At 55.7% G+C, this 14,840-nt stretch carries 14 protein-coding genes; 8 read left to right on the top strand and 6 right to left on the bottom strand.

Annotated features, from left to right (window positions below):
- Nucleotides 1-108: 108 nt before the first annotated feature.
- Nucleotides 109-2,187: a formate hydrogenlyase transcriptional activator FlhA gene (gene flhA / locus OGV82_RS04255; protein WP_024130895.1), complete on the top strand. Its 2,079-nt coding sequence runs from the start codon at nucleotides 109-111 to the stop codon at nucleotides 2,185-2,187.
- Between the two features lie 44 nt (nucleotides 2,188-2,231).
- Complete coding sequence (locus OGV82_RS04250) at nucleotides 2,232-2,660, top strand: TOBE domain-containing protein (RefSeq protein ID WP_012134844.1); 429 nt, start codon at nucleotides 2,232-2,234, stop codon at nucleotides 2,658-2,660.
- Between the two features lie 76 nt (nucleotides 2,661-2,736).
- Here OGV82_RS04250 and OGV82_RS04245 read toward each other — a convergent pair whose 3' ends face one another.
- Nucleotides 2,737-3,081 carry a nitrous oxide-stimulated promoter family protein gene (locus OGV82_RS04245; RefSeq protein ID WP_024130896.1) on the bottom strand — a complete coding sequence of 115 codons (345 nt, stop codon included), beginning with the start codon at nucleotides 3,079-3,081 and terminating at the stop codon, nucleotides 2,737-2,739.
- 187 nt (nucleotides 3,082-3,268) lie between these two features.
- Between OGV82_RS04245 and sitA the strand changes: the two genes are divergently transcribed.
- The 5 genes from sitA (at nucleotide 3,269) to mutS (ending at nucleotide 9,410) form a co-directional block, all read left to right on the top strand.
- Nucleotides 3,269-4,186 carry an iron/manganese ABC transporter substrate-binding protein SitA gene (sitA, locus tag OGV82_RS04240; RefSeq protein ID WP_047461652.1) on the top strand — a complete coding sequence of 306 codons (918 nt, stop codon included), beginning with the start codon at nucleotides 3,269-3,271 and terminating at the stop codon, nucleotides 4,184-4,186.
- Nucleotides 4,183-5,004: an iron/manganese ABC transporter ATP-binding protein SitB gene (gene sitB, locus OGV82_RS04235; protein WP_047461649.1), complete on the top strand. Its 822-nt coding sequence runs from the start codon at nucleotides 4,183-4,185 to the stop codon at nucleotides 5,002-5,004. The genes sitA and sitB overlap by 4 nt, the downstream gene beginning before the upstream one ends.
- Nucleotides 5,001-5,861, top strand: coding sequence for an iron/manganese ABC transporter permease subunit SitC (gene sitC / locus OGV82_RS04230; protein WP_012134848.1), 861 nt, complete (start codon nucleotides 5,001-5,003; stop codon nucleotides 5,859-5,861). The genes sitB and sitC overlap by 4 nt, the downstream gene beginning before the upstream one ends.
- Entirely contained in the window at nucleotides 5,852-6,700 is an 849-nt protein-coding gene (sitD, locus tag OGV82_RS04225; protein ID WP_012134850.1) for an iron/manganese ABC transporter permease subunit SitD, read from the top strand. Before sitC ends, sitD begins: the two co-directional genes overlap by 10 nt.
- Nucleotides 6,701-6,848: 148 nt before the next feature.
- On the top strand, nucleotides 6,849-9,410 hold the full coding sequence (gene mutS, locus OGV82_RS04220; protein ID WP_012134851.1) for a DNA mismatch repair protein MutS: 2,562 nt from the start codon (nucleotides 6,849-6,851) through the stop codon (nucleotides 9,408-9,410).
- A 236-nt stretch (nucleotides 9,411-9,646) separates the two neighbouring features.
- Here the strand turns inward: mutS and OGV82_RS04215 are convergent, their stop codons facing one another.
- From OGV82_RS04215 to OGV82_RS04205, 3 genes are read right to left on the bottom strand one after another with little or no spacing between them, the layout of a single operon-like run.
- Nucleotides 9,647-9,883, bottom strand: coding sequence for a non-oxidative hydroxyarylic acid decarboxylases subunit D (locus tag OGV82_RS04215; protein ID WP_047461644.1), 237 nt, complete (start codon nucleotides 9,881-9,883; stop codon nucleotides 9,647-9,649).
- Between the two features lie 10 nt (nucleotides 9,884-9,893).
- A complete protein-coding gene (locus OGV82_RS04210; protein WP_101744111.1) occupies nucleotides 9,894-11,321 on the bottom strand; it encodes a non-oxidative hydroxyarylic acid decarboxylases subunit C in 1,428 nt (475 codons plus the stop codon).
- Nucleotides 11,321-11,914, bottom strand: coding sequence for a non-oxidative hydroxyarylic acid decarboxylases subunit B (locus OGV82_RS04205; protein ID WP_047461640.1), 594 nt, complete (start codon nucleotides 11,912-11,914; stop codon nucleotides 11,321-11,323). The genes OGV82_RS04210 and OGV82_RS04205 overlap by 1 nt, the downstream gene beginning before the upstream one ends.
- A gap of 167 nt (nucleotides 11,915-12,081) precedes the next feature.
- Between OGV82_RS04205 and OGV82_RS04200 the strand changes: the two genes are divergently transcribed.
- On the top strand, nucleotides 12,082-12,486 hold the full coding sequence (locus tag OGV82_RS04200; RefSeq protein WP_047461637.1) for a MarR family winged helix-turn-helix transcriptional regulator: 405 nt from the start codon (nucleotides 12,082-12,084) through the stop codon (nucleotides 12,484-12,486).
- Between the two features lie 134 nt (nucleotides 12,487-12,620).
- Here the strand turns inward: OGV82_RS04200 and rpoS are convergent, their stop codons facing one another.
- Nucleotides 12,621-13,613, bottom strand: a complete 993-nt coding sequence (rpoS, locus tag OGV82_RS04195) for an RNA polymerase sigma factor RpoS (RefSeq protein ID WP_000081498.1) — start codon at nucleotides 13,611-13,613, stop codon at nucleotides 12,621-12,623.
- A 62-nt stretch (nucleotides 13,614-13,675) separates the two neighbouring features.
- On the bottom strand, nucleotides 13,676-14,803 hold the full coding sequence (gene nlpD, locus OGV82_RS04190; protein WP_024130899.1) for a murein hydrolase activator NlpD: 1,128 nt from the start codon (nucleotides 14,801-14,803) through the stop codon (nucleotides 13,676-13,678).
- Nucleotides 14,804-14,840 lie beyond the last annotated feature (37 nt).

The raw sequence follows: 14,840 nt of genomic DNA, 5'->3' as shown, positions 1-14,840 counted from the left end.
AGGCCTACGGATGGACAGGCCTGCGGTGATACCCAAAATATATTACCTATATCTATAATTTATTTACCGTTTTCGCACCGCATCGCGGTGCTTTTCTGGAAAAGCAACATGTCGTATACACCGATGAGCGATCTCGGACAACAAGGTTTGTTCGACATCACTCGTACATTATTGCAGCAGCCCGACCTGGCGTCGCTCAGTGAAGCGCTTTCGCAACTGGTCAAGCGCTCAGCGCTGGCCGACAGCGCGGCTATTGTGTTATGGCAGCCACAGACACAACGCGCGCGTTATTATGCAACTCGCGAAAATGGTAAACCTGTCGCGTATGAAGACGAAACCGTGCTGGCACACGGCCCGGTTCGGCGCATTCTCTCGCGCCCCGATGCGCTGCACTGCAATCATCATGAATTCAGCGAAACCTGGCCGCAACTGGCGACAAACGGGCTGTACGGTGAATTTGGCCACTACTGTTTGCTGCCGCTGGCCGCTGAAGGGCGCATTTTTGGCGGCTGCGAATTCATCCGCCAAAACGACCAGCCGTGGAGCGAGAAAGAGTACGAACGCCTGCAAACCTTCACCCAGATTGTCGCAGTGGTCGCTGAGCAAATTCAGTGTCGGGTCAGCAATAACGTTGACTACGATCTCCTGTGCCGTGAGCGCGACAACTTCCGCATTCTGGTGGCGATCACCAATGCCGTGCTTTCACGGCTGGACATCGACGAACTGGTGAGCGAAGTCGCGAAAGAGATCCACCACTACTTTAATATCGATGCCATTAGCATCGTCCTGCACAGCTCCCGCAAAAACAAGCTGAGTATCTATTCCACACATTATCTGGATGAACATAATCCCGCGCATGAACAAAGCGAAGTGGACGAGGCGGGAACGCTCTCTGAACGGGTTTTCAAAAGCAAAGAGATGCTGCTGATTAACCTGAACGAGCGGGATACGCTTGCGCCGTACGAACGTATGCTGTTCGACACCTGGGGCAACCAGATACAGACCCTGTGTCTGCTGCCGCTGATGTCCGGCAATACAATGCTCGGCGTGCTGAAGCTGGCGCAATGCGAAGAGAAAGTGTTTACCACCGCCAACCTCAAACTACTGCGCCAGATTGCCGAACGCGTGGCGATTGCCGTGGATAACGCCCTCGCTTATCAGGAGATTCACCGGCTGAAAGAGCGTCTGGTCGACGAGAACCTGGCGCTTACCGAGCAGCTCAATAACGTGGATAGCGAATTTGGCGAGATAATCGGTCGCAGCGAAGCCATGTACAACGTGCTCAAGCAGGTGGAGATGGTGGCGCAAAGCGACAGCACCGTCCTGATCCTCGGTGAAACAGGAACCGGTAAAGAGCTGATCGCCAGGGCGATTCATAATCTGAGCGGGCGTAACGCACGGCGAATGGTGAAGATGAATTGCGCGGCGATGCCCGCCGGGCTGCTGGAAAGCGATCTGTTTGGTCACGAGCGCGGCGCCTTTACCGGCGCCAGCGCGCAGCGTATTGGTCGTTTTGAGCTGGCGGATAAAAGCTCGCTGTTTCTTGATGAAGTGGGCGACATGCCGCTGGAGCTACAGCCGAAACTGCTGCGCGTGCTCCAGGAGCAGGAATTTGAACGTCTGGGCAGCAATAAACTGATCCAGACGGACGTCAGGCTGATCGCCGCCACCAACCGCGATCTGAAAAAAATGGTGGCCGATCGTGAGTTCCGCAACGATCTCTATTACCGTCTGAACGTCTTTCCGATCCAGCTCCCGCCGCTGCGCGAGCGCCCGGAGGACATTCCGCTGCTGGTCAAAGCCTTCACCTTTAAAATCGCCCGCCGGATGGGGCGCAACATCAACAGTATTCCTGCCGAAACGCTACGCACGCTGAGCAATATGGAGTGGCCGGGGAACGTCCGCGAGCTGGAAAACGTCGTCGAGCGCGCCGTTCTGCTGACGCGGGGCAACGTGCTGCAACTCTCGCTGCCGGACATGGGAATGCTCACGCCGGGTGCGCCGCCGGTCGCCACCGAAGTCGCCCAGGAGGGCGAGGATGAATTTCAGCTCATTATGCGCGTGTTGAAAGAGACAAATGGCGTGGTGGCGGGGCCAAAAGGCGCCGCGCAGCGTCTGGGGCTGAAGCGCACCACCCTGCTCTCTCGCATGAAACGATTAGGCATTGATAAAGATGCATTGGTATAGCATCTCTGGCTATACTGGCAGATATCTCAACGAAAGGAGGCAGTATGGCGGTATCAGCACGTAATCAACTGACCGGTACGGTTAGCGCAGTCGCAACAGGTGCGGTGAATGATGAAGTTGAACTGACGCTGGCGGGCGGCGCAAAACTGGTGGCGATTGTCACTCACAGCAGCCAGCAGGCGCTGGGTCTGACAAACGGAAAAGACGCCATTGCTTTGATTAAAGCCCCCTGGGTTACTCTGGCAAGCGAAGATTGCGGCCTGAAGTTTTCCGCCCGCAACCAGTTTGCCGGTAGCGTATCTCAGGTGACGGAAGGCGCAGTCAACGCGACTGTACACATCAAAACCGACGCTGGTTTTGAGATTGTGGCCGTTGTCACCAATGAGAGTCAGGAAGAGATGAAACTGGCGCAGGGCAGTCGCGTTATTGCGCTGATTAAGGCGTCAGCGATTCTGATTGCGACCAAAGCGTAATGGTGTTGCCCGATGGCGCTAACGCTTATCGGGCCTACGCAACTGCGATTAACTCCCGCCATCCGGCAAGACACATTTATTTCTTGCGCTGATATTTTTCCGGCAATTCCGGGACGGGGCGTTTGTCATCAATAAGGTGACGGATGGTCAAAATCGGATGGCGCCAGAGCATTCTTGGGCCTGCCCAACGCATGATCTGCTTCATCTCCTCACGCTTCGCGGGCTGATAACAGTGCACCGGACACTGCTTACAGGCCGGTTTTTCCTCGCCAAACACGCACTTATCCAGCCGCTTTTGCGCATAGGCAAACAGCGCATCGTAATGACCTTGCTCGTTTGAGGCCTGCGGGCACTGGCTCTCGTACAGCGCGATCATTTTTTTAATCGTCAGTTTTTCACGAGCAATACGCTTACCGGACATGATGCCTCCACAAATAAGTTGCATAAATAATACACCTTATCTTCTCTCAGGACTATCACCCTAAGGTGACACATCCTTAGCGCCCTACGTAAATAAGAATTATTTTCATTTATCTATACCTTGTGCTATATAACATAGCAAAGGCTATATTCGATGAATAATTAACCGCATTATGATGAGGGATACTATGCCGCACTTGCTCCGTCTGAAATCCATTCTCCTTGCCAGCGCGCTGGCAATGCTTGCGCTGTCGCCTGCTTATGCAAAAGATAAATTTAAGGTCATCACAACGTTTACCGTCATCGCCGACATGGCGAAAAACGTAGCGGGCGATGCGGCGGACGTCAGTTCAATCACGAAGCCTGGCGCGGAGATCCATGAGTATCAGCCGACGCCCGGCGACATTAAGCGAGCGCAGGGCGCGCAGTTGATCCTCTCTAACGGCCTGAACCTGGAGCTGTGGTTCGCCCGGTTCTACCAGCACTTATCCGGCGTGCCGGAAGTTACGGTATCCAACGGCGTGAAGCCGATGGGCATTACCGAAGGGCCGTATAACGGCAAACCCAACCCGCACGCCTGGATGTCGGCGGAAAATGCGCTGATTTACGTGGATAACATTCGCGATGCGCTGGTGAAATACGATCCAGATAACGCCGCGACGTACCAGAAAAACGCCGAAAACTATAAAGCCCAAATCCGCCAGACGCTCGATCCACTACGCGACGCGCTGGCGAAGATTCCTGCCGACAAACGCTGGCTGGTGACCAGTGAAGGGGCGTTTTCCTATCTGGCGCGCGATAACGACCTGAAAGAGCTGTACCTCTGGCCGATCAACGCCGATCAGCAAGGCACGCCTAAACAGGTACGCAAAGTGATCGACGCGATCAGGGAACATCACATCCCGGCGGTGTTCAGCGAAAGTACCGTTTCCGATAAACCAGCCCGCCAGGTCGCGCGTGAATCCGGCGCGCACTACGGTGGTGTGCTATATGTTGATTCTCTGAGCGCTGCCGACGGTCCGGTGCCGACGTATCTGGATCTGCTGCGCGTCACAACTGAAACCATCGTCAGCGGCATCACTGACGGGCTGAGGAGCCAGAAATGAGTCAATCTGCGATTACCGTTGATCGCGTCACGGTGACGTATCGCAATGGTCACACTGCCCTGCGGGACACGACGTTTCAGGTGCCTGGCGGCTCAATTGCCGCGCTGGTTGGCGTCAACGGTTCAGGGAAATCGACGCTGTTTAAAGCATTGATGGGGTTTGTCCGACTGGCGAAGGGAGAAATCGCCATCCTGCAACAGCCCGTCAACAAAGCGTTGAAACAGAATCTGATCGCCTATGTCCCGCAATCTGAAGAGGTGGACTGGTCGTTTCCGGTACTGGTGGAAGATGTGGTGATGATGGGGCGCTACGGCCATATGGGGTGGCTGCGCCGCCCCAGCGCGCACGATCGTGAAAGCGTGGACGCTGCGCTGGCGCGGGTGGACATGCTGGAATATCGCTATCGGCAGATTGGCGAGCTTTCCGGCGGGCAGAAAAAACGCGTCTTTCTGGCCAGAGCCATTGCCCAGGACGGGCAGGTTATTCTTCTGGATGAGCCTTTTACCGGCGTTGACGTAAAAACCGAAGCCCGCATTATTGCCCTGTTGCGCGAGCTGCGCGATGAAGGCCGCACCATGCTGGTTTCAACGCATAACCTCGGCTCGGTAACGGAGTTTTGCGATTACACGGTGATGATCAAAGGCACCGTGCTGGCGAGCGGCCCGACGGAAACCACCTTCACCGCTGAAAACCTCGAACTGGCGTTCAGCGGCGTATTGCGTCATGTGGCGCTGAGCGGCGGCGAGGAGCATATCATCACCGACGACGAGCGCCCCTTTATCTCACGGCGCGCGGCAGGCGGAGGTGAATCATCATGAACTGGCTTGTGGAACCGTTCGGCTACCAGTACATGCTCAACGCCATGTGGGTCTCGGCAATGGTCGGCGGCCTGTGCGCCTTTCTCTCCTGCTATCTGATGCTTAAAGGCTGGTCGCTGATTGGCGACGCGCTTTCCCACTCCATCGTCCCCGGCGTGGCGGGCGCGTATATGCTGGGGCTGCCCTTCTCTCTCGGCGCGTTTCTCTCCGGCGGCCTGGCGGCGGGCAGCATGCTTTTTCTCAACCAGCGTTCACGCCTGAAGGAAGACGCGATTATCGGTCTTATCTTCTCCTCTTTCTTTGGCATCGGGCTGTTTATGGTTTCGCTCAATCCGATGTCGGTCAACATCCAGACCATTATCCTCGGCAACGTGCTGGCTATTGCGCCGGAAGATATTCTGCAACTGGCGATCATCGGCACGGTCTCTCTGGTGATTTTGCTGCTGAAGTGGAAAGATCTGATGGTGACTTTTTTCGACGAAAACCATGCGCGATCGATTGGGCTTAACCCCGCCCGGCTGAAGCTGCTGTTTTTCACGTTGCTGTCGGTCTCCACCGTCGCCGCTCTGCAAACCGTCGGCGCTTTTCTGGTGATCTGTCTGGTGGTCACGCCTGGCGCCACCGCCTGGCTGCTGACCGATCGTTTTCCGCGTCTGTTAACCATCGCCGTCGCCATCGGCAGCCTGACCAGCTTTTTCGGCGCCTGGCTCAGCTATTGGCTGGATGGTGCGACTGGCGGGATCATCGTCGTCCTGCAAACGCTATTGTTTCTGCTGGCATTTATCTTCGCCCCGAAACACGGCCTGCTTGCCAACCGCCGTCGTGCGCGCCTGAATAAGGAGACCCCATGCGCTTAACCGCCTTACTGGAACCCTTCCAGTTTGATTTTATGATCAACGCGCTCATGGTCTCGGCAATTGTGGCGATCCCCTGCGCGTTATTGTCGGTGTTTCTGGTGCTGAAAGGCTGGGCGTTAATGGGCGACGCCATGAGTCACGCCGTGTTCCCCGGCATTGTGCTGGCCTATATCGCCGGTATTCCGCTGGCCATCGGCGCGTTTATTGCCGGGCTATTCTGCGCGGTTGCCACCGGCTATCTCGACGATAACAGCCGTATTAAGCGCGATACCATCATGGGAATCGTCTTCTCAGGAATGTTTGGCGCAGGGCTGGTGCTGTACGTTTCTATCCAGTCTGAAGTCCATCTGGATCATATTCTGTTCGGCGATATGCTGGGCGTGTCCATCAGCGATATTCTGCAAACGGCGCTGATTGCGCTGGGTATTGCGCTGATTATCGGGCTGAAATGGAAAGATTTTTTACTACATGCCTTCGATCCACACCAGGCAAAAGCCAGCGGCCTTAATACCTCCCTGCTGCATTATGGCCTGTTGTGCATGATCGCGTTGACCATCGTCGCAACGCTGAAATCGGTGGGGATTATTCTTTCCATCTCGCTGTTAATCGCCCCTGGCGCGATTGCGATTTTGCTGACGCGGCGTTTTGCCCGCGCGCTGATGTTGGCGGTCACGCTGTCGGTCGTCACCTCTTTTCTCGGCGTTTATCTGTCGTTTTTCCTCGACAGCGCCCCTGCGCCAACCATCGTGGTATTGTTCACTGCGATCTTCATCGTGGCATTTATTTACGCTACGTTGCGGGAGCGGCGTTCCGAAATGCAGCTCAAACAGCAGTTATAAAAATCAGAAACGGAATAAGGATCGATAAGTCGTCCATCGCTGCTTTCCCTGAAATGCGTATCTCCGTTATCATGTGCCCCTTATGTGATAACAACGAAAAGAAAAAGCATCGCAATCCATTTAAAATCAGGGAACTGGACACGACTCCATGAGTACAATCGATAATCTCGACGCCCATACCCCCATGATGCAGCAGTATCTCAAGCTGAAAGCCCAGCACCCGGAGATCCTGCTGTTTTACCGCATGGGCGATTTTTACGAACTGTTTTACGACGATGCACGCCGCGCCTCGCAATTACTCGATATTTCGCTGACCAAACGCGGCGCATCGGCGGGCGAACCGATTCCGATGGCGGGCATCCCGCATCACGCCGTCGAAAACTACCTTGCGAAGCTGGTCAATCAAGGGGAGTCCGTCGCAATCTGTGAACAGATTGGCGATCCGGCCACCAGCAAAGGCCCGGTTGAACGTAAGGTCGTGCGCATCGTTACGCCTGGCACTATCAGCGATGAAGCGCTGTTACAGGAGCGCCAGGACAACCTGCTGGCCGCCATCTGGCAGGACAGCAAAGGCTACGGTTACGCCACGCTGGACATCAGCTCCGGGCGTTTTCGCTTAAGCGAACCGGTTGACCGTGAAACGATGGCCGCAGAATTACAGCGCACTAACCCGGCAGAACTACTATACGCCGAAGATTTTGCCGAAATGGCGCTGATCGACGGCCGCCGTGGTTTACGCCGTCGCCCGCTGTGGGAATTTGAAATCGATACCGCTCGCCAGCAGCTAAACCTGCAATTTGGTACGCGGGACCTGATCGGCTTTGGCGTAGAGAACGCACCACGCGGACTGTGCGCCGCAGGCTGTCTGTTGCAGTACGTCAAAGACACCCAGCGCACTTCACTGCCGCACATTCGCTCCATTACGATGGAACGCCAGCAGGACAGCATCATTATGGATGCCGCCACGCGCCGCAACCTGGAGATCACCCAGAACCTGGCGGGCGGCGTGGACAATACGCTGGCTTCGGTGCTCGACTGCACCGTCACGCCAATGGGCAGCCGTATGCTCAAACGCTGGCTGCATATGCCGGTGCGCGACACGAAAACCCTGATCGAACGTCAGCAGACCATTGGCGCGTTGCAGGATGTGACCAGTGAATTGCAACCGGTGCTGCGTCAGGTGGGCGACCTGGAGCGTATCCTCGCCCGTCTGGCCTTGCGTACCGCCCGACCACGCGATCTCGCCCGTATGCGTCACGCCTTCCAGCAGTTACCGGAACTGCGCGCACAGCTTGAAACCGTAACCAGCGCCCCCGTGCAGAACCTGCGCGAGAAAATGGGTGAGTTTACCGAACTGCGCGATCTGCTGGAACGCGCCATTATCGACGCGCCGCCGGTTCTGGTGCGCGACGGCGGCGTTATTGCGCCGGGCTACAACGAAGAGCTGGACGAATGGCGCGCGCTGGCTGACGGGGCGACCGACTATCTCGATCGTCTGGAAATCCGCGAGCGTGAACGTACCGGGCTGGATACGCTGAAAGTCGGCTTTAACGCCGTACACGGTTATTACATCCAGATCAGCCGTGGGCAAAGCCACCTGGCGCCCATTAACTACGTCCGCCGTCAGACGCTGAAAAACGCCGAGCGCTACATTATTCCCGAGCTGAAAGAGTACGAAGACAAAGTTCTGACCTCTAAAGGCAAAGCGCTGGCGCTGGAAAAACAGCTTTATGACGAACTGTTTGATCTGCTGCTCCCTCACCTGGCAGAGCTGCAACAGAGCGCCAATGCGCTGGCTGAGCTGGACGTGCTGGTCAACCTGGCTGAACGCGCGTATACGCTGAATTATACCTGTCCGACCTTTAGCGATAAGCCCGGCATTCGGATTACCGAAGGTCGCCATCCGGTTGTCGAGCAGGTGCTGAACGAGCCGTTTATCGCCAACCCGCTGAACCTTTCCCCGCAGCGCCGGATGCTGATTATCACCGGGCCGAACATGGGGGGTAAAAGCACCTATATGCGTCAGACCGCGCTGATTGCGCTGCTGGCATATATTGGCAGCTACGTGCCTGCGCAAAGCGTTGAGATTGGCCCGATTGACCGCATCTTTACCCGCGTAGGCGCGGCGGACGATCTGGCTTCCGGTCGTTCAACCTTCATGGTCGAGATGACCGAAACCGCCAATATTTTGCACAACGCGACCGAAAACAGTCTGGTTTTGATGGACGAAATCGGGCGCGGCACATCGACCTATGACGGCCTGTCGCTGGCGTGGGCGTGTGCGGAAAATCTGGCGAATAAGATCAAAGCGCTGACGCTGTTCGCCACCCACTACTTCGAACTGACGCAGTTGCCGGAGAAAATGGAAGGCGTCGCGAATGTGCATCTGGACGCGCTGGAACACGGCGATACCATCGCCTTTATGCACAGCGTGCAGGACGGGGCGGCAAGCAAGAGTTACGGTCTGGCGGTAGCTGCGCTGGCGGGCGTGCCGAAAGAGGTGATCAAACGCGCGCGGCAGAAGCTGCGCGAGCTGGAAAGCCTCTCGCCGAATGCCGCCGCGACCCAGGTGGACGGTACGCAGATGTCGCTGCTGTCGGTTGCGGAAGAGACCTCTCCTGCCGTTGAAGCGCTGGAAAACCTCGACCCTGACTCTCTGACGCCACGCCAGGCGCTGGAGTGGATCTACCGGTTGAAGAGTCTGGTGTAAATCAGAAACGCCCGGTGGCGCTGCGCTTACCGGGCCTACAAGAAGCATCACAATACGTAGGCCGGATAAGGCGTCAGCCGCCATCCGGCACAACGCCCGGTGCACAGGCCAGCAAGACACAGCACAATCCGTAGGCCGGATAAGGCGCCATCCGGCACAACGCCCGATGCACAGGCCAGCAAGACACACCACAATCCGTAGGCCGGATAAGGCGTAGCCGCCATCCGGCTTTTTTATTAACGCTTATCTTCCGCCAGCAGCGGTGGAATGCTCGGCACCATCGGCGCTTGATCAATATCTTTCTGCGTCATGCGAAACGCTTGCGGGTAATGTTCACGGCTGGTACGGCGTAGCGGCTCGGTATCACGCCAGGTGTACAGACAATGCTGGCACTGATACACCGTCCAGATCCCTTTGACCGGAGAGGTCGCCATCAATTCAATATGTTCATCAGCGCAACGTGGACAAATCATCTGCTACTCCTTATTTACGGTTGGCCAGCATGGCAGTCAGCTTTTCAGCCCAGTCTTTGGTTTCCGGTAAATCACATACCGGCTGGCTATAGTGGCCGCGATTATCCGGCGCAACCGGCGTTGTGGCGTCGATGATCAGTTTGTCAGTGATCCCCGCCGGGCTTGAGCCTGGGTCCAGTTCCAGCACCGACATGTTCGGCAGCTGCACCAGATCGCCTGCCGGGTTGACCTTCGACGACAGCGCCCACATCACCTGTGGCAGGTTGAACGGATCGACATCCTCATCAACCATAATCACCATCTTCACATAGCCCAGACCGTGCGGCGTAGTCATTGCCCGCAGGCCGACCGCGCGGGCAAATCCGCCGTAGCGTTTTTTGGTTGAGATAATCGCCAGCAGACCGTGGGTATACATGGCGTTAACCGCCTGCACTTCCGGGAACTCCGCTTTCAACTGCTGATACAGCGGCACACAGGTCGCTGGCCCCATCAGGTAGTCGATTTCAGTCCACGGCATCCCCAGGTAGAGCGATTCAAAAATCGGTTTAGTGCGATAAGACACTTTGTCGATGCGCACTACCGTCATATTGCGCCCACCAGAATAGTGGCCGGTGAACTCGCCAAACGGCCCTTCAATTTCACGCTTACGGCTTTCGATCACCCCTTCAAGGATCACTTCTGAGCCCCACGGCACATCAAAGCCGGTCAGCGGCGCGGTGGCGATCGGGTATGGGCTTTCGCGCAGCGCGCCCGCCATTTCATACTCAGACTGATCGTATTTCAGCGGCGTGGCGCCCATCAGAGTAATGATCGGATCGTTACCGAGCGTAATAGCAATCGGCAGATCTTCGCCACGCTCTTCCGCCTTATGCAGATGCAGCGCGATATCGTGCATTGGCACCGGCTGCAGGCCCAGCTTGCGCTTGCCTTTCACTTCCATCCGGTAGATACCCACATTCTGCTTGCCGAAGTGATCCGGGTCGAGCGGATCGCGGGAGACGACACAGGCTTTATCCAGATAGAAGCCGCCATCGCCATCGTTGAGGCGAAACAGCGGCAGAATATCAAACAGGTTGATCGCCTCGCCATCAACGGTGTTTTCCGCCCACGCCGGGTTGGCACGGCGCTCGGGGGCGACGGGGAACGTGTCCCAGCGGCGGATAAATTCATCAATTTGCTTTTTTACTGGCGTATTAGGCGGCAAGCCTAAAGAGATGGCATGGTTCTGCCAGGAACCAATGGTGTTCATCGCCACGCGCGCATCCGTGAAGCCACGGATATTGTCGAACCACAGCGCCGGCGCGCCGTCGCCAATGCGCCCGGTTGCGTTAGCCGCAGCAGCCAGATCCGGCTCTGCATTCACTTCTTCACTGATTTTCAGCAGTTGCCCCTGCTCGTCGAGCGCCTGCAAAAAGCTGCGTAAGTCATCAAATGCCATTATTCATTCTCCTGTGAAAAATTCTGCGCCTGCTGCAACCCCTGCCAGCGCCGGGCACGCGGATGCTCCAGACCAAACTGATCCAGCACACGCGCCACAATATGCTGCGTAATATCATCAATAGTTTGCGGATGGTTGTAGAAAGCAGGCATGGGCGGCACCATCGCGACCCCCATGCGGGAAAGGGCGAGCATGTTTTCCAGATGGATCGTGCTGAGCGGCATTTCACGCGGCACCAGCACCAGTTTGCGCCCTTCTTTCAGCACCACGTCGGCGGCACGGTCAACTAACCCCTCGGCATATCCTGCGCGAATCCCCGCCAGCGTTTTCATACTGCAAGGAATAATGATCATGCCGTCGGTGCGAAATGAGCCGGAAGAGATCGTCGCCGCCTGATCCGCCGGGTTATGGCAGTAATCAGCCAGTCCGGCAACATCTCGCGCACTGTAAGGCGTTTCCAGCTCAATGGTCGTTTTGGCCCACTTAGACATTACCAGGTGTGTTTCTACTGTCGGCATGTGCCGCAGCGCCTGTAGCAGCGCAATGCCTAGCGGCGCCCCCGTTGCGCCGGTCATCCCCACAATCAGTCTCATCCATCATCCCACTTTGTTCGTATACGAACGTTTTAGATAAAATACGCTACCCGGAATACCTGGACAAGCTTCATTCCCCATAGCCGCACGGAGAGCTAAAAGATTGAGCATTATAAAAATTGCTACAACCCGTTATGATAGCAACAGATATTTTGCCAGGAGCGCACATGGAGTTACGAAACACAGCGTTTCATCTGTTACGTCAGCTTTTTCAACAGCATACGTCCCGCTGGCAGCACGAATTACCGAAACTGACCAAGCCACAGTATGCGGTAATGCGCGCTATTGCTGAGCATCCAGGCATTGAGCAGATTGCCCTAATGGAGGCGGCGGTCAGTACAAAAGCGACGCTGGCGGAGATGCTAAGCCGAATGGAAAGCCGGGGACTGGTGACGCGGGAAAGCGATCCACAAGATAAACGCCGCCGCTTTGTTTATCTCACTGGCGAAGGAGAAACGCTGCTGACCGGCGCCATACCGTTGGGGGATCGTGTGGATGATGAATTTTTAGGGCGCCTGAGCGACGATGAGCGTGAGCAGTTCACGCAGCTGGTGCGTAAGATGATGGGGTAAAGTCAGCCTGGGATATTTTTATCGGCCCGATAAGTAAAGCGCCATCGGGCAATAAGTGCCGGATGACGGCTACGAATTGACGGCCAAAGAAAAAGGCCAGTCTCACGACTGGCCTTTTTTTGACGAATAATCACTTACTCACGGAACAGCGCTTCGATATTCAGCCCCTGAGTCTGCAAAATTTCGCGCAGACGACGCAGGCCTTCAACCTGAATCTGACGAACACGTTCACGGGTGAGACCAATTTCACGCCCCACATCTTCCAGTGTCGCCGCTTCATACCCCAGCAGACCGAAACGACGTGCCAGCACTTCACGCTGTTTGGCGTTCAGTTCGAACAGCCATTTGACGATACTCTGTTTCATATCATCATCTTGCGTGGTGTCTTCCGGGCCGTTCTCTTTTTCATCGGCCAGGATATCCAGCAACGCTTTTTCGGAATCACCACCCAACGGGGTGTCTACCGAGGTTATGCGCTCGTTGAGACGAAGCATACGGCTGACGTCATCAACCGGTTTATCCAGTTGCTCTGCTATCTCTTCCGCGCTCGGTTCGTGGTCCAGTTTATGCGACAACTCTCGTGCGGTACGCAGATAGACGTTCAGCTCTTTAACAATGTGAATCGGCAGTCGAATCGTACGGGTTTGGTTCATAATGGCCCGTTCAATCGTCTGGCGAATCCACCAGGTAGCGTATGTTGAGAAACGGAACCCACGTTCAGGGTCAAACTTCTCGACGGCACGGATAAGCCCCAAATTGCCCTCTTCAATCAGGTCCAGCAACGCCAGTCCACGATTGCCATAACGGCGGGCAATTTTTACCACCAGACGCAAGTTACTCTCAATCATGCGACGGCGAGAGGCAACATCTCCACGCAGTGCGCGACGCGCAAAATAAACTTCTTCTTCGGCCGTTAACAGTGGCGAATAACCAATCTCACCAAGGTAAAGCTGAGTCGCGTCCAACACACGCTGTGTGGCCCCTTGCGATAACAGCTCCTCTTCAGCCAGGTCGTTATCACTGGGTTCCTCTTCACTCAAGGCTTTTTCGTCAAAAGCCTCTACTCCGTTCTCATCAAATTCCGCGTCTTCATTTAAATCATGAACTTTCAGCGTATTCTGACTCATAAGGTGGCTCCTACCCGTGATCCCTGGACGGAACTAGCAAGTGCAAGCCTGGTTCCGCCGAATTATCGCTGCGGTAAATAGCGCAGCGGGTTTACGGATTTCCCCTTGTAACGAATTTCAAAATGCAAGCGTGTAGAACTGGTTCCGGTGCTACCCATGGTAGCGATTTTTTGCCCCGCCTTAACTTCTTGTTGTTCCCGGACCAGCATCGTATCGTTATGGGCGTAGGCACTCAGGTAATCATCGTTGTGTTTGATGATAATAAGATTACCGTAACCGCGCAGCGCGTTACCGGCATATACGACGCGTCCATCTGCGGTCGCGACAATAGCCTGTCCTTTACTGCCTGCAATGTCGATCCCTTTGTTGCCACCTTCGGTAGCCGCGAAGTTTTCGATCACTTTGCCCTCAGTCGGCCAGCGCCATGTGGAGATTGGCGAACTGGTTGACGTACTGCTTGCAGTCGGTTCGGTTGTGCTCGCTGTTGGTGCCGTTACAGGCGCTGTGACCACGGTCCCAGCAGGCTTGTTGTTCGGCAACATTTTATTAGCACTTTGTTCACCTGAATCCTCAGAATACGTAATTGTCGGTTTCGACGCAACTACAACGGTGGAATTTTGTGCAGGTTTGGTCACAACTCCTTGCTCTACTGCATCCGCCTGCGTAATCGCGTTGCCGCCGGTAATTGGCGTGCCTGAGGCATTGCCGACCTGGAGCGTTTGCCCCACATTCAGGCCGTATGGGGCCGGAACGTTGTTACGCTGAGCAAGGTCGCGGAAATCGTTCCCGGTGATCCAGGCGATATAGAAAAGCGTGTCGCCTTTTTTAACGGTGTATGTGCTGCCGCCGGTGTAGCTGCCTTTCGGAATGTTCCCATACTGGCGGTTGTACACGATACGGCCATTTTCCATTTGCACAGGCTGCTCAGCAACCGGCTGGATCTGCCGGGACTGGGCAACCGGTTGAACAGGCTGCACGGGCTGAATCTGCGGCGTTTGTTGCGCCGTTGTCCCCATTTTGGGCGGCGGTGTGATCAGCATCCCGGAGCTGGTACTCGACGGGGCATTACCATTAACTGAGCTTACCGGCGCAGGAGGATTCGAAGAATTGGAACAACCTGCCAGCCATAGCGAAACCAGCGACAATGCCGCAATGCGGCTAACGGTGAATTTTGGGCTTCCCGCGCTCATTTATCCCCCAGGAAAAATTTGGTTAACAACCAGTGAC

This window comes from Citrobacter sp. CK191 (assembly GCF_030333435.1).
In the GTDB taxonomy this organism is placed as follows: domain Bacteria; phylum Pseudomonadota; class Gammaproteobacteria; order Enterobacterales; family Enterobacteriaceae; genus Citrobacter_B; species Citrobacter_B koseri.
Note: the sequence above shows the minus strand (reverse complement) of the source record. Positions and strands in the feature narration are given on the sequence as shown.